Genomic DNA, 15,743 nt, shown 5'->3' on the forward strand with positions numbered 1-15,743 from the left:
TATGGAATTTAGAGATAACAAGGCAATATACCTTCAAATAGCAGAATATGTTTGCGAACACATTTTGTTGGGAAAGTGGAAAGCCGATGAAAAAGTTCCTTCTGTGCGGGAACTGGCTGTAGAAATGGAAGTAAATCCTAATACGGTAATGCGCACCTACGAGCTGCTACAAAACAAGAGCATCATTAACAATAAAAGAGGAATTGGTTTTTTTGTGGACGAAGCGGCAATAGACAATGTAATAAACTACAGAAAACAGCAGTTCATTATAGATGATCTGCCTGTGGTTTTCAGGAATATTTACCTACTTAATATTAGTTTTGACGAATTGGAAAATCAATATAAAACATTTGTAAAAGAGAACTTTAACGCTTAATAAAATGAAAACAAGTAATAAATTATTAATCAGCCTGGCGATCCTATTAATTGTTATACCAATTTTAGTGGTGGCCATAAATGTAAAGCTGAACTACAAAGAAAGAGGTATCGAAGACTCTTATTTGGGGACACAAGAAATCAATAACGAAACTTTTGATCAAAAATCGAAAGGTAGGATAACTATTCCCTTACAAACGCCTTTTGAGGCTATTCAGTTTAAAGACGCAAAAGGTTTTAATGTCCAACTTTTTATAAAAGAAGACAACAGATATGGACTTAAAGTCCCCGAAAAGTTTAAAAACGATTTAAAATTTGAGGTAGATGCCAATGGTGTAATACAGTTTGCGATCAACAATTTCACCGACGATAATAATGGCGAAAAAATTGTTCTTGTGATTTACTGCCCTAAAATCAACAGGGTTTCAGTTGCAAATTCATCCATTTTAGAATTTAGTGCTCGTGCAGATTCTTTAACACTAAATGTAGATCATAGTGAAAGTTTATTTTTATCAGGTGACATTACTAACAACGATCCCAAAGGGAAAGTTATCAGTGTAATTAACCCAACCAAAATCGGAAAACTCTTCCTGAACCTAAACAGCACCACTTTTCATGGTTATACAAATGCCTTTAAAGATCTGCACGTTACAGCAAATAAATCAGCGATCGAAATTGGAAATGAAGATGATAACAAAGAATTCCCTTTTGATAACCTGAATATCAAAACAACGGATACATCGAGCGTAAAGTTGCAAAACGTTAAAGTGAAAACCTTCACTGGCGATTTTTCTGATGCTACAACCCTGCAGATTCCAACACCTCTGCTTAAGCAGCTGTTTAAGAAATAATTTATAAGGCCGTATCATAAAGTTAAATAATTCAGATCTGTCAGGCTGAGCTTGTCGAAACGCCCTGCAAGACATTTAAGCAAGTCCTTCGACAGGCTCAGGATGACAATACACGTTTATGATACAGCCTCTTTTTTCTTGCCAAATATTTTTATAAACGTCTTTTATTCGGGTTTTGTAAAAAGGGCATGATTTTTAAGCTAACTAATTGGCAAAAGTTTAACTTGGGCCAATTAGCTTTTTAGTTTTACATCATTACCCCATTATGAAGAGATATTTTCTTTTATTTGCCCTCAGCCTATTCGTTTTTAGCCATGTACATGCACAAAAAATAGACACCCTATCTATCACCCTTGATAACGTTAAATACCCACATCCAGTTAAATATTTTCCTATTAATACCGAAGGGCAGGATATTAAAATGGCCTATATGGATGTTGCACCAACCGCTGCGGCCAATGGCAAAACAGCCATCCTTTTCCATGGAAAAAATTTTGGAGGTTATTACTGGGGCAATGTAATTAAAGCCTTAACCAACATCGGTTATCGGGTTATCGTACCCGATCAAATTGGTTTTGGTAAATCATCTAAAGCTTTTATTCATTACAGTTTCCACCAAATGGCTACCTGGAATAAAAGACTTCTGGATACCTTAGGCGTTCAAAAAACCGTAGTTTTAGGTCATAGTATGGGTGGTATGCTGGCTACGCGTTTTGCTTTGATGTACCCGGAAACAACCGAAAAACTCTTGCTCGAAAATCCAATCGGGCTCGAAGATTATAAAACTTTCATTCCTTACATCACCACTGCACAACAGTACCAAACGGAACTTAAAACCACAGCTGAGAGCGTACGAAAGTATTATCAGGGCTCTTACTTTACGTATTGGAAACCTGAATATGAATACCTGGTGAGCATTGCCGGAGGCGTAACCAATAGTTCCGACTACCCGCGCTGGGCTAAAGTTGCCGCGCTAACTTATACCATGATTTATGAACAGCCTGTAGTATACGAATTTCAGAACTTAAAGGTCCCTACTGTTTTATTTATTGGTAAGGAAGATAAAACCATTGTAGGCAAAGGCCTGCTTACGCCAGATCAACAAGCCTTACATGGTCAGTATAAACTTTTAGGGAAGCAGACTGCAGCCAAAATTATCGGCGCCAAAATTATCGAATTTGATGCCTGCGGGCATATTCCGCATATCGAAATTCCGACGGAGTTTTTGGTCGCTTTAACTGGTAGTTTGTAACTTAAATATTTTTGAGTGGTCGTCATTCTCGCGTATGTGGGAATCCTAAAGCTTATAACAAACACTATATAGCATTAAGATTCCCAATCAAGTTGGGAATGACGACAACGCTAAATCTAATTAACCTCTTTTCCTACAATTTTATTAATACCCTGCATTTCGAAATCGATGTCCTGCCTCATCGATTTCATTTTACCATACAGCTCAACACGGAGGTGGCTGTTAAGTACAATTCCGGTTTTCATATCAAGTGAGGTTTCTCCGGAGTTGGTTCCTTGTAAATCAGTTTCCATTTTGTTGCCCATCACTTCAAAATTCCCTTTTGATATGAGGGTTCCTTTTACTCCTAGTATCGCAATGCCATCTTTTACCTCTTTCAATGTGTATTGTGTAATTGTTTCAATGGGCATATTCATCTGCATTTTGGTATCAACAGTCCAGCTATCGCCTATTTTAACAGGTTTATCAGGGTAAATTTTAAATGACGATTCCATGGTTTGTTTCACCACCTCGTTGCTAAATTGTTTACTTAAAGCATTTTTAATCTGTTTAACCTCACTGGTATCCTTAGTCATCCTTGCCGCCATATTGTCAAGCATTTTATCTATACCAGCAACTGTTTTAATGCCACCATTTGGAGTTACAGTCATATAAAAAGATGCCCCTTTTAAACCGCTAAAAGGATTCTTTTTGGTACTATCCTGATCATCTGAATTAAGGGCCATGGTGTTACCCATCGCTACAGATTTCATAGAAATTCTGTTGTAAGTTACTTTCACGTCCTTTTCGCCACTATGGCCTTCGGTAATATCAAAAGTATAATCTGTTCCAATGCTTTGGGTTAAATGTACATCGCGGCCAGCAATTTTCTGGTTAATGATCTGTTCGGAAGTAAGCGTGAAAGCGTACCTATAACCCGTTGGATAATTTTGTCTCAGCACATAAGTTTTCTGCGCAAAGGCACTTATAGAGAGTAGGCTCCAGATGATTGTTGCAAATATTTTCATTTGATAATTGACCATTTTAACCTGCAGGCTGTTGCGCAAAAATACGGCTTAACTGAAAATATAATTCCGGATGTTTATCCCTTAACTGTTCAGGTTTTTCAAAGAAATATTCAGAAACCACAGCAAAAAATTCAGCCTGATTGGTGATGGCATATGGATTAATATCCGATTTATTGTCTTCAATTTTTTCCATTTCCTCATGCATCATCTTAATCCAGGGCAAAGTATATTCATGCGCAATTAAATTCTCCGGAACACCATCTGTTGCGCCGTCAGATTTATCCAAAAGGTGTACAAATTCGTGGATAGCCGTATTTTCTTTCCCTGCACTTTTAGAAAAACCATGTCGCAAGGCCGAGCGCGATAAAATCATCTGTCCGTTCATATAACCTGTACCCACCATACCCATAATGTTCCTTTCGCCACCTTCAAACTGAAAATCTTTATTAAAAGTATCAGGATACAATAAAACGCTGGTTAAGTTTTTGTATTGCCAATCGTCAAAACCGAAAATGGGGATAACTGCACTCGAAGCAATTAGCAATTCGTCTAATGTTGTCATTTCTAAACCCACCCCTTCTATCTTAACCGTGCTAAAAAACGCGGCCACTTTCTGTTCAAACCTCAGCTTATCGGTCGAATCAAGATTATGGTAATACCCTACATAATCATCCAGTATTTTTTTGTCTACATCCGTTAAAGGCTCAATAGTAACCTTCTTTTTTTTAAGGATGAGATAAAGAGCAATTAAAAAAATAGGAATTAAGTAGGCAAGTGGAAGCGAGTTCATAAATGGGATTACACAGATTAGGGGATTACACAGATTGGATGATGGTTTATATTAGCTTTCGATAATTTCTAATTGGATCAAAACATCTTCGCGTGTAACCGGATAAGGTTTATTGTTGTTTATGGCCTGATAAATGGCTTCGAAAAGCGGCAAATAACTTCCTACTTCTGATGGAATTGTCTCATCGGTTTTACGGCCTTCGGCATCAATGGTTGTTAATAAACCATCTTTACTTGCAGGCTCAACGCCGTAACCCGGATCGGTTAATTTCATACCCGCCAGCAACTGTTCTTCCTGGATATCTGTTCTTTGTTTAATAAAACTTCCGTTTACGCCATGTAAAACAAATCCCGCTTGTGGGTTTACCACCAACATGCTCGAAGTAACAAAAACATACAAGCTATTAGGGTAACTCAGTTGGATCGAGAAATAATCGTCAACCAAAGTACCTACCCTATTCTTACCCAGAATTTTATGGTAACTCAATGGTTTGCCAAACAGGCAGATTACCTGGTCTAACAGGTGTGGGCCTAGATCGTATAAAAGCCCGCTGGCCTCTACCGGGTTTTCTTTAAATGCCTTCGGCCCAATTACGTTACGATAGCGATCGTAACGCAGGTGCATTTCGTTCAATTTACCTAATTTACCACTTTCTATTACCTTTTTAACCGAGGTAAAATCACTGTCCCAACGGCGGTTCTGGTAGAAAAAGATTTGTTTCCCTACACTATCGGCAAGTTCAAAAAGTTCCTTTGCCTGCGCAGCTGTTGCCGTAAATGGTTTCTCAACCAGAATATGTTTATGCTTGGTTAATACCGCTTTCGAATGCTCATAATGAAGATTATTAGGCGTATTAATAACAACCAATTCTATTTCGGTATCATTTAAAAGCTCATCAACACTGTTGTAACTTGTAATATTAGGGTAATCATTAACTGCATTTTTATGACTGCGTTCTACTATAGCCTTTAAATTGAACCCACTATGTGCTTCTAAAAAAGGAGCATGGAAAACCTTCCCCGACATGCCATAAGCTAATAAACCGGCATTAATTGTTTTATTGATATTCGTATCCATAGGTTATAAATGTAGCTAAAAATACAATTATGATTCAAGCTTTAATGTTAAAACAGCAAAGCTTTTACTTAGGCCTTACACCTTTTTACCTTATCTTTGCAAGATATGAAGCCGTCGGAGATCAATGCCAAGTGGAAAGTTTTACAGGAAAAGATTTCAAAGGAATTTGATTCGGATTTTCCTGATTTAAAAGTAATGCTTTTTCTAATTGGCGTTCAGGAATTGGGCAAAGGGCCAAAGAAATACAGTAAACGCCAAAAAGAGGAACTGATGCACATTGCTACCTGCCGTTTATTAAGCGAAATGGGATTCTATGAACTCGAGGGCCTAGATCAGGATGGCTGGCCTCATTGGAAGTTAATTAAAGCAATACCTCCCTATACCATGCTCGAGCAGGAAATGCTGATGAAATCGCTCGTGGTAAGTTATTTCGAAGATATTTATTCGTAAATTCTATCCTGCTGTCAGATATTTCTATCCGGCATCGATCTACTCCACCAGATGGTAACATCTGACGGCACAATATCTTATCGTGGTGTTGGATGTTACCATCCGACACGATCTATTTATAGGTTTTGGAAAGCAAGGCCATTTACTTTTTTTAATGTCAGTCGGGCTTTTCACTATATCTCCCAATCCGATGAAGAATCGGGATCGGGAGGATGTCGCTTCAATCCCGTTTAGATCCTTCAGTTTGTGCAAGTATTTGGGCTTGCAGGGCGGTTAGAAAACTTCGTAAGTTTGGCCTGGCCAGCACCAAACCCAAGTTAACTAAACTACTGATAGAAACGGAAAGCCCGTAACACAGTGGAGGCTTGAAGTGCATAGCAGGACTTTCGGAACCGATCTGCACAGGAACCTGATTTTCAAAAAATTATGTTATCTCCATTTAAAGAGTTGTCAACTTAAATAGCAGGTTTGCGAGAAAGTTGACAACTCATAAACAAAAAACCCCAGTGGATGTACACTGGGGCTGCATTTATAATGACCTCATAGGTAGAGGGAAATTGCGATATTATCCTTGCTTCTGTGCAGTCGCTTTTAATGCATCGTTAGCAACGATTACAATCTCAACACGACGGTTAGCTGCACGTCCTGCATCAGTTTCGTTATCTGCAATTGGCTCAGCAAAACCTTTACCAATGGTAACTAACCTTGTTGAAGGCACACCTTGAGAAACGGCATAAGCTTTAACTGCTGCTGCTCTTCTTTCTGATAAGCCCATATTATATTGTTCTGTACCACGGCTATCGGTATGACCGATAATTTTGATATCTGTATCAGGATATTGATTTAATGAAGAAGCTAAACTCTGGATATTTGTTTTAGCTGCATCCTTTAAAGCCGTTTTATCGAAATCGAATAAAATACCACTGTCGAATTTTACAATAATTCCTTCACCTTCACGAATAACTTCTGCATTAGGAATAGCTTTCTGAATTTCAGCTGCCTGTCTGTCCATTCTACGGCCGATAAAAGCTCCCGCTGTACCGCCAATAGCTCCACCAATCAGTGCCCCTACTGCTGTATTACCGGCTTTTTTACCGATCAATGCACCAATAACACCACCAGCTGCAGCACCAATACCAGCTCCTTTTTGTGTTTTAGTTAAACTATCACAACTTTGGAATGCCATCGAACCTACTGCTAACCCTATACTTAATGTTGCTATTCTTACTTTTGAAATACTCATAATAATCTAGATTTATAATTTCTACTCCTTATATTCAAACACAATGCCAAAAAGTTACCGAACTGTATTTTCTGTCTGTTTTGACCAAATTTTACTATAAATAAGAATTATAGGCATAAAAAAAAGAGTCCCGAATAATGGAGACGCTTCGATAATGTATCATTCTTAGTACAAAAACTAAGCAGAGAAGTAACTTTCCAACTCTTTTAATGTATTTTCATCTGTTTTAAAATCTTTAATTACTTGCCCTTTTTCAACCAAAATGATCCGGTTACAAACGTCGGTAACGTGATTTAAATCATGACTGGAGATAAAGGTAGTCATGTTGCCTGTTTGCTCTTTCAACAATTTCTTTAAACGGATCTGCGTGGTTGGATCAAGGTTGGCAAAAGGCTCATCCAAAATTAAGATTTCTGGCTTCTGCATCAGGGCTGCCGCAATTCCTACTTTATTCTGGTTTCCTTTACTAAAATCGCGAATGTATTTTCCACTGTTTAATATTTCGCCATTAAAAAACTCGCCATATTGGTTTAGGTAGGCAGAAACATCAGCCACACTTAAATTATGCAAACTGCCAATAAAAATGAAATACTCCTCTGGAGTTAGGTAATCGATCAGAAAACCTTCATCCAAAAACGATGCTGTATAATTTTTCCAATTATCGCTTTGCATTACATTTTCACCTTTTGATAAAACCTGTCCATTGGTAGGGCGGATCAGATCTAAAAGCATTCGGAAGAAAGTGGTTTTACCAGCGCCATTATTCCCAACCAAGCCAACTGTTTCGCCTGCAGCAATCTGTAAATCTTCGATGTTTACAACGGTTTTATCGCCATAAACTTTTTGTAAATTCTTAACTTCTAAAATCATAATTATTCTCTAAAGCCTTCGGCTATTTTATAACGTTGTAGTTCTAATCTTTTTGCAATATAGTTAACCCAGTAAGCCCGCATGAATAACATGATAAGGCCGAAAAATCCGATTGTCATTAAACCCAGGTAAGGCCTGTTTAAATAACCAAAAGGCAAATAAACAAGATAGGGAATAAGTATAAAAGGGATCATTAAGATCCATTGGGTGGCTCCCATGCCCTGAAAATTAAAACTAGCACTTCTTGTGATATCAATCCGTTTGTAATTAAAAGTGGCTAAATACAAAACCAGAACTGTACAGAAGCCAATGTTATACAGATAAGCCGCTAAGTGTAATAATAAAAGTTTTGGACTTAAAAAGCCATAAAAACTGGCTAAAATAGTTGTTATGGTACACATTATAGTAAAGAGCAAAAACTTGCCTTTGATGTAATCTTTAAAGTCGATTTTATTTATGAGTAAACCATCAAAATGTGAACTTTGCCACGCAAACATAAACTGGCCATAACTGAGTACAGAAAAACCCGTCATAAAAATTGCTGCAAAAATCATCTTACTAAAAGAATCTGCTGCAATATACGGGGCCTTATAAAAGAGGTATCCATATAATAAGAAGAACAGCCCCATAAATACCGAGTATCGCGGCCGTTTGTGCCTTAAAATTAATTTGAGTTCTAGTGCAGCCAACTCGCCGGCTTTCCCAAATCGGTTTAAAAAGGCATAATCAGTACTTACTTTCTTCTCCTGTTTCGAACCTAATTCTTCTACATAAAGATTTCTGCGCAGGTAATTAGAATTGAGGATAAAAATTACAGATGCTATAACTGGAAAGATAAGCCCCAAATAAGGTTTATCGGCCATCTCGCTAAAAACAAAGTTAGATGCGACCATGATAGAAATCACCTTATAATATTCTAAGGCGGCAAACACGCCGATTATAACCAAACCAACCAAGGTAAACAATACATTGGTGATCGATTTACGCTTAAGGTATAGTATAAAATAGTTGTTAAATACCATTATGGAGAGGATAGCGACAATGTACATTACTGCAACTAACGCACCATCTACACTCCATATCTCGATGAATATGAACGGAAAAAACAAGAAAAATGGCCATAAATTAAAGGCCGAGAAAAGTGCCTTTGCATTTAAAAAGTTGATGATCTTACGCTTTGGTATCTTGAGGTGCAAATAGGGAATGATGCTCAGTGTCGGAATGTCCTGAAGCTGTAACCGCATCAAAAAATCGAATGCGAAATAATATAAAATTATTCCGTTGAAGCTTGTCATTACAGTTTGATTGGGGAAAATTTTTGGGAGGAAAATTGTCATACCAAAGCCAATCCCCACCGCAACAACAAGAAAATAAAGCATAAAAAAACCAATAATGATTTGTGTAGCAATACTACCGCCTTTATTCCGCGAACGCCAGAAAGATTTTCTTTGATGGCTTAAAAAAGTACTCAGCATATTTAGTTTAGGTGTTTGATTTTAGTCAATATATCTATTAGTATGCATTCAGCAGAAAATGTTACACTAATACTTGTATTTGTCTTTCCAGTTCTGCTTAAGCTTTTCACGCAACTTCTCTTCTGCAGGGTTTTTCCCCGGATCGTAGAGTTTTGTGCCACTTAATTCTTCTGGAAAATATTCTTGTGGTGAAAAATTGCCTTCATATCCGTGCGAATATTGGTAATCTTTTCCATAACCGATATTTTTCATCAGTTTGGTCGGTGCATTACGGATATGCAAAGGCACGGGCAAATTTCCGGTCTGTTTAACCAAGGCCTGTGCTTTGTTAATAGCCTCATAAGATGCGTTACTTTTAGGCGAACTGGCCAGATAGGTTACACACTGCGATAAAATGATCCGTGCCTCCGGGTAACCGATTACATTTACTGCAGTAAAACAGTTATTGGCCAAAAGCAGGGCATTAGGGTTGGCATTGCCAATATCTTCTGAAGACAAGATCAGTAACCTACGGGCAATGAACAGTGGGTCTTCACCACCTTCTATCATCCGGGCCAGCCAATAAACAGCGGCATTGGGATCGCTACCACGGATGGATTTAATAAAGGCCGAAATGATATCGTAGTGTTGCTCTCCGGCTTTATCATATAACGCAAGATTTTGCTGTGCATGCTCCAGCACATTTTCGTTGGTGAGTACAATTTTATTTCCACCAATGCCATTAATGGCAATTTCAAGCACGTTTAACAATTTCCGTGCATCACCGCCCGATAAACGGATCAGTGCTTCGTGCTCTTTTATAGTAATATTTTTCTCTGAAAGAATGTTATCTTTTTTAATGGCTGTTTCCAATAAACCCGCTAACTCCGTTTCGGTTAACGATTTTAAAATATAAACCTGGCAACGGGAAAGTAAAGCAGAGATCACCTCGAAAGATGGATTTTCGGTTGTTGCACCAATTAAGGTAACCAAGCCCCGCTCAACAGCCCCAAGTAAACTATCCTGTTGCGATTTACTAAAGCGGTGAATCTCATCGATAAACAAAATGGGTAGGCCTAAAAAACTATCCTTCAGCTGTGCAGCCCTATCGATTACCTCCCGAATATCTTTCACACCGCTGTTAATAGCACTTAAGTTAAAAAACGGACGATCTAATGCCTGCGAAATGATATAGGCCAAAGTTGTTTTACCCACACCTGGAGGTCCCCAAAAAATCATGGAGGGGAGCTGACTGCTTTCGATCGCTTTGCGTAAAACCGCACCTTCTCCAACTAAATGCTGTTGACCAACATATTCATCGATATTTTGAGGGCGCATACGTTCGGCTAAAGGAGGCAGGTTTTGCATAATGGTAAATATATAAAAATTGAGTATTTTGTTTGTCGATAATTTACTAACCAAATATTGAAAGCATAACGCTTTTAAAACAAAAGGACGAATGCTTAGTTCTAATTTATTACTATGGACATTAAAAACTTAGATCACCTTGTATTAACGGTTGCGAATTTAGAAAGTACCTGCAGGTTTTACAGCCTTGCCCTGGGAATGGAAATTATTGAATTTGGCGAGAATAGAAAAGCTTTGAAATTTGGGAATCAGAAAATTAACCTGCACCAATATGGAAGTGAGTTTGAACCAAAAGCTTTCAAACCCATGCCCGGAACAGCCGATCTATGTTTTATTACCGATTTCCCCTTACGCGAAGTGATGCAGGAACTTAAAGAAAAATGCATTGAAATTGAGGAAGGGCCTGTAGAACGCACCGGCGCTAATGGGAAAATCATCTCTATTTACCTCCGCGATCCGGATATGAATTTAATTGAGGTGAGTAATTATTTGTAAACTCTTCACAAAGACTTTTGCCACGGAAGCACAGATTGACACGGAGATTGTAATTCTTTTATCGACTTCCTTTGCAACAATGGCTATTTAGGGGTGTTTAAAAGGTCTTCGACAAGCTCAGTCTGACACCTCAACATCTCATTACAAAAAAGGGTTGTTTTGATGGCATTAAGATTTCCAATCAAGTTGGGAATGACGCTCCGTATTGTATCAAGCTCCAGAAAATTAATCCTCAATCTTCGAGTGGTGTTTGGTATCTTTCATGGTGGTGTACAAAATCAACGAGATTAAAATACATCCGGTTACATACCAATAGAAATAATTTTCGTGACCGATATTTTTAAACCATAGTGCAAAATATTCTGCCGTTCCACCGAAAATGGCAACAGTTAACGCATAGGGTAAACCTACGCCCAAAGCCCTGATTTCGGCAGGGAATAGCTCGGCTTTAACTACTGCATTAATACTCGTGTAGCCGCTCACGATAATCAAGGCGCCAATCATCAGCAAGAATATGATAGTCGTATTGGTTTCTCCAGCCAAACCTGTTAAAATGGGATAAGTACATAAAGTACCGAGCACACCAAAACCAATTAATAAAGGTTTACGCCCAATTTTATCAGATAACAGGCCGAACAGCGGCTGCATAATGGCAAAAACCAACAGTGAAACGAATGATAATGTTGTGGAGGTTTCTTTACTCAGGTGAACCGTATTGACCAAAAATTTCTGCATATAAGTGCTAAACGTATAAAAGGCAATGGTTCCGCCCAAAGTTAGGCCTACCACGGTAAAAACTTCCTTTGGATATTTCATCAGTACTGCAATGCCACCTTTTTTGTCTGCCGAGTTTTTGCTTTTAAAAGCCGAAGTTTCGTCGATATGTCTACGTAGGTACAGCGCGATGAATGAAAGTATGGCCCCGATAAAAAATGGAATCCGCCAGCCCCACTCATGCAGTTCGGCAGGTGTAAGCAACCAGTTTTGCAAGATTAATTGAATACCCAAAGCCAATAATTGCCCACCGATCAGGGTTACATATTGAAAGCTTGAATAAAATCCACGGTGTTTTTTGGTAGCCATTTCGCTGAGGTAAGTGGCAGAAGTTCCATACTCGCCTCCAGTGCTTAATCCTTGAATCAACCTTGCAAAAATGAGCAATAAAGGAGCTGCAATTCCAATGTGTTTGTAACCAGGGGTTAAACCGATAATTAATGATCCTATCGCCATGATGAGTACAGAAAGTGTCATCGAACGTTTTCGCCCTAACTTATCTGCAATGCTGCCAAACAGCCAGCCACCGATAGGCCGCATTAAAAAGCCTACTGCAAAAATCCCTGCGGTATCTAACAATTGTGCAGTTGGATTACTATTAGGGAAAAAGGCAGGAGAAAAATAAAGCGCAAAGGCAGAATAGGTATACCAATCATACCACTCAACAAGATTACCAACCGAACCACCAAATATAGATTTTAAACGATATTCTACATCCTTAATTCCGTTCTGTTGTAATGCTTTTTCCATATAGAGGATGATTGAATGAAACTTAAATCTATAACAGTTGTTAATCAAAAATATGATAATTTTATAAAGAAAGAGCGGAGTTGTTTTTCATCCCGATCCCGCCAACTCCTTCCATCATTCAAAATTCAATCATTACAGCAATGAAAGATAATTTTTCTACCCAATCTGCCGATTACGCTATTTACAGGCCAACTTATCCCCAGGAATTGTACGATTATCTGTTTAGTCTGGTAAAAAACAAAGAAACGGCGTGGGATTGTGCTACTGGTAACGGACAGGTTGCTCGCGTATTGGCGCAACATTTCGATGCTGTTTATGCAACAGACATCAGCAAGAATCAATTAAAAAATGCTTTTCAACTACCAAATATTACTTACAAAGTGGAACCAGCGGAACAAACATCGGTGGGTAATGCTAGTTTCGATCTGATTACGGTGGCACAGGCCATCCATTGGTTTAACTTCGAATCGTTTTATGCTGAGGTAAAAAGAACACTAAAACCCGGTGGACTTTTCGCGGTGATTGGTTATGGCTTAATGTTTATCGATAAAAAAGTAGATAAAGCTGTACATAAACTTTACGAAGATATTTTGGGTAAATATTGGGACAGCGAACGTCGTTATATTGAAGAAGGTTATAAAACCATCCCCTTTCCCTTTGAAGAGATCATTGCTCCTCATTTTCAGATTAAAACCACCTGGAATTTTAACCAACTGATTGGTTATTTAAATACCTGGTCTTCTTTGCAGCATTATAAAAAGGCGAATGAGCGCAATCCATTGGAGTATATGTTTACCGAATTAAAAGAAGCCTGGGGCAATGATGCGGAGAAAGATGTTCATTTCCCGGTTTTATTGCGAGTTGGACGGTAGGTTTAACCACTGAGGGAACAGAGATAAGGCACAGAGGGCACTGAGTTAATTTCCAGGTGGGATATAGCCTCTATGTTCTCTGTGAAAACTCAGCGATCTCTGTGGTTAATTTAAATTATTATTTCAACAACTCCAGAATACCTAAAACAGTAAGTTTTTTCTGTTCGCCGCTTTGCATATCTTTCAATGTAAGTTCTCCACTTGCAATTTCATCACCACCAATTAAAATTACATAAGGAATGTTTTTCGCATCAGCATAAGCCATTTGTTTTTTTAGTTTGGCCGAACTTGGGTACAGTTCAGCTGAAATACCTGCATTTCTGAATTGCTGAACAATTGGCAACGCGTATTTTTCAGCTTCTGCATCAAAATTGCTGATTAACACTTTTGTTCCAACTTCTGCCGAGGCGGGGAAAAGGTTCAGCTCTTCTAATACGTCATAAATACGGTCGGCACCAAAAGAAACACCAACACCTGTTAAATCTTTTAAGCCGAACATACCGGTCAAATCATCGTAACGTCCACCACCACCGATGCTGCCCATGGCCACTTCGTTGGTTTTAACCTCGAAAATACAGCCGGTATAATAGTTTAAACCTCGCGCTAAAGTAATATCTAACTCTAATTTAGCTGTTAATGGTAAGCCATAAGAAATCAGGCTTTCAACATATTCAAAAACCTGTTCTATTTCGCCAATGCCTTTTAAACCTGATGCTGACTGTGCTAAAACTTCTTTCAAACTAGCCAGTTTTTCTTCGTTGGTTCCTTCTAACAAAATTACCGGGCGGAGTTTTTCTAAATCAGCTTCGGTAAAACCACGTTCTAACAGTTCTTTACTTACGCCATCTAAACCGATTTTATCCAATTTATCGATGGCTACGGTCATATCGATAATTAAATCTGGTTTACCGATAATCTCAGCAATACCCGATAGAATTTTTCTGTTGTTAATTTTTACGCTGAAATCTTTCAAACCCAATTTACTCAAAGCTTCATTGTAGATTAAAATAAATTCAGCTTCGTTCAATAAACTTTCAGATCCCACCACATCCACATCACACTGATAAAACTCACGGTACCTGCCTTTTTGCGGACGGTCTGCACGCCAAACGGGCTGCACCTGAAAACGTTTAAAAGGCAAAGTAATTTCGTGTTGGTGCATCACTACGTAACGCGCAAAAGGCACCGTTAAATCGTAACGCAAGGCTTTTTCAGAAATTAGCGGAATCAGTTTATTGCTATTATCTTCATCTGCAAAATCGAAAGATTTCTTTTTTGGATCTTTAAGAAATTCGCCACTGTTTAAAATTTTAAAAATCAGTTTATCTCCTTCATCACCATATTTCCCTGTCAAAGTCGAAAGGTTTTCGAAACTTGGCGTCTGGATTTCGGCGTAACCATATTTTCTGAAAACCGATTTAATGGTATCGTAAATAAAGTTGCGTTTTACCATTTCAACCGGAGAAAAATCGCGGGTACCTTTTGCTAATGAGGGTTTAATAACTGACATAGCCGCAAAAGTACAAAAATGTAATGTTTAAAAATAAAATTTCGTCATTGCGAGAAGGAACGACGAAGCAATCTTACGATCGCTATTTGCATGTGCATTAAGATTGCTTCGTACCTCGCAATCACGACCTTTTCTTAAGATATCTGTCATTGATGGCGTAATCGAAGACCATTATATCCGGAACAATCAAAAAAAGATCCTTCGACTACGCTCAGGATGACAACCGACTTTTGATTTATCTTGGATCTACCCCCCAGCCTTTTTCACTTTGTATCCATCCTTCTGAAGGATGCCAATTACTTTATCGCGCACATCGCCCTGGATCATGATTTCGCCGTCTTTAACTGAGCCACCTACACCACATTTAGTTTTAAGCATTTTGCCCAATACTTCTAAATCTTCAGTACGCCCTCTAAAACCGGTAATTAAGGTTACCGCCTTACCGCCACGGTTCTTTTTATCGAGCATTACCCTTAAATCCTGTTGATTGTTTGGCGAAGTAACAGTATCATCAACTTCTTCTTCGTATTCGAATTCTGGATTGGTAGAATACATAATTCCGCCAAGATCACTTAAACTATTTTTTTTTGGTTTCATGTTTTATA

At 38.4% G+C, this 15,743-nt stretch carries 16 protein-coding genes; 6 read left to right on the forward strand and 10 right to left on the reverse strand.

Going from position 1 to position 15,743, the window contains the following annotated elements; genetic code table 11:
- The first annotated feature begins 1 nt into the window (after position 1).
- The 3 genes from EYS08_RS02480 to EYS08_RS02490 all read left to right on the forward strand — a co-directional run bounded on the left by EYS08_RS02480 (position 2) and on the right by EYS08_RS02490 (position 2,478).
- A complete protein-coding gene (locus EYS08_RS02480; protein WP_131028261.1) occupies positions 2-376 on the forward strand; it encodes a GntR family transcriptional regulator in 375 nt (124 codons plus the stop codon).
- A gap of 4 nt (positions 377-380) precedes the next feature.
- Positions 381-1,226 (forward strand): hypothetical protein, encoded by an 846-nt coding sequence (locus EYS08_RS02485; protein WP_131028262.1) that lies wholly within the window; start codon positions 381-383, stop codon positions 1,224-1,226.
- 265 nt (positions 1,227-1,491) lie between these two features.
- A complete protein-coding gene (locus EYS08_RS02490; RefSeq protein WP_131028263.1) occupies positions 1,492-2,478 on the forward strand; it encodes an alpha/beta fold hydrolase in 987 nt (328 codons plus the stop codon).
- Positions 2,479-2,594: 116 nt separating this feature from the next.
- Here the strand turns inward: EYS08_RS02490 and EYS08_RS02495 are convergent, their stop codons facing one another.
- The 3 genes from EYS08_RS02495 to EYS08_RS02505 are packed head-to-tail and all read right to left on the reverse strand — an operon-like array spanning position 2,595 to position 5,352.
- Positions 2,595-3,485 (reverse strand): DUF6263 family protein, encoded by an 891-nt coding sequence (locus EYS08_RS02495; RefSeq protein ID WP_131028264.1) that lies wholly within the window; start codon positions 3,483-3,485, stop codon positions 2,595-2,597.
- 16 nt (positions 3,486-3,501) lie between these two features.
- Positions 3,502-4,275, reverse strand: a complete 774-nt coding sequence (locus EYS08_RS02500) for a M90 family metallopeptidase (RefSeq protein WP_131028265.1) — start codon at positions 4,273-4,275, stop codon at positions 3,502-3,504.
- Positions 4,276-4,326: 51 nt separating this feature from the next.
- Positions 4,327-5,352, reverse strand: a complete 1,026-nt coding sequence (locus EYS08_RS02505; RefSeq protein WP_131028266.1) for a Gfo/Idh/MocA family oxidoreductase — start codon at positions 5,350-5,352, stop codon at positions 4,327-4,329.
- A 105-nt stretch (positions 5,353-5,457) separates the two neighbouring features.
- Here EYS08_RS02505 and EYS08_RS02510 point away from each other — a divergent pair, with 105 nt between their 5' ends.
- On the forward strand, positions 5,458-5,802 hold the full coding sequence (locus tag EYS08_RS02510) for a hypothetical protein (RefSeq protein ID WP_131028267.1): 345 nt from the start codon (positions 5,458-5,460) through the stop codon (positions 5,800-5,802).
- A 565-nt stretch (positions 5,803-6,367) separates the two neighbouring features.
- Here the strand turns inward: EYS08_RS02510 and EYS08_RS02515 are convergent.
- The 4 genes from EYS08_RS02515 to EYS08_RS02530 all read right to left on the reverse strand — a co-directional run bounded on the left by EYS08_RS02515 (position 6,368) and on the right by EYS08_RS02530 (position 10,737).
- On the reverse strand, positions 6,368-7,045 hold the full coding sequence (locus EYS08_RS02515; RefSeq protein ID WP_208745766.1) for an OmpA family protein: 678 nt from the start codon (positions 7,043-7,045) through the stop codon (positions 6,368-6,370).
- Positions 7,046-7,222: 177 nt separating this feature from the next.
- Positions 7,223-7,915 (reverse strand): ABC transporter ATP-binding protein, encoded by a 693-nt coding sequence (locus EYS08_RS02520; protein ID WP_208745767.1) that lies wholly within the window; start codon positions 7,913-7,915, stop codon positions 7,223-7,225.
- A gap of 2 nt (positions 7,916-7,917) precedes the next feature.
- A complete protein-coding gene (locus EYS08_RS02525; protein ID WP_131028269.1) occupies positions 7,918-9,390 on the reverse strand; it encodes a DUF5687 family protein in 1,473 nt (490 codons plus the stop codon).
- 66 nt (positions 9,391-9,456) lie between these two features.
- Entirely contained in the window at positions 9,457-10,737 is a 1,281-nt protein-coding gene (locus tag EYS08_RS02530; protein WP_131028270.1) for a replication-associated recombination protein A, read from the reverse strand.
- A gap of 114 nt (positions 10,738-10,851) precedes the next feature.
- Here EYS08_RS02530 and EYS08_RS02535 point away from each other — a divergent pair, with 114 nt between their 5' ends.
- Positions 10,852-11,232 carry a VOC family protein gene (locus EYS08_RS02535; RefSeq protein ID WP_025141902.1) on the forward strand — a complete coding sequence of 127 codons (381 nt, stop codon included), beginning with the start codon at positions 10,852-10,854 and terminating at the stop codon, positions 11,230-11,232.
- A gap of 225 nt (positions 11,233-11,457) precedes the next feature.
- Here the strand turns inward: EYS08_RS02535 and EYS08_RS02540 are convergent, their stop codons facing one another.
- Complete coding sequence (locus EYS08_RS02540; RefSeq protein ID WP_131028271.1) at positions 11,458-12,756, reverse strand: MFS transporter; 1,299 nt, start codon at positions 12,754-12,756, stop codon at positions 11,458-11,460.
- Positions 12,757-12,896: 140 nt separating this feature from the next.
- Between EYS08_RS02540 and EYS08_RS02545 the strand changes: the two genes are divergently transcribed.
- On the forward strand, positions 12,897-13,628 hold the full coding sequence (locus EYS08_RS02545) for a class I SAM-dependent methyltransferase (RefSeq protein WP_131028272.1): 732 nt from the start codon (positions 12,897-12,899) through the stop codon (positions 13,626-13,628).
- Positions 13,629-13,746: 118 nt separating this feature from the next.
- Here EYS08_RS02545 and hisS read toward each other — a convergent pair whose 3' ends face one another.
- Positions 13,747-15,138 (reverse strand): histidine--tRNA ligase, encoded by a 1,392-nt coding sequence (gene hisS, locus EYS08_RS02550; protein WP_131028273.1) that lies wholly within the window; start codon positions 15,136-15,138, stop codon positions 13,747-13,749.
- Positions 15,139-15,384: 246 nt separating this feature from the next.
- Positions 15,385-15,735 (reverse strand): translation initiation factor, encoded by a 351-nt coding sequence (locus EYS08_RS02555; protein ID WP_131028274.1) that lies wholly within the window; start codon positions 15,733-15,735, stop codon positions 15,385-15,387.
- Positions 15,736-15,743 lie beyond the last annotated feature (8 nt).

The sequence above is a fragment of the Pedobacter kyonggii genome, from assembly GCF_004310665.1.
In the GTDB taxonomy this organism is placed as follows: Bacteria; Bacteroidota; Bacteroidia; order Sphingobacteriales; family Sphingobacteriaceae; genus Pedobacter; species Pedobacter kyonggii.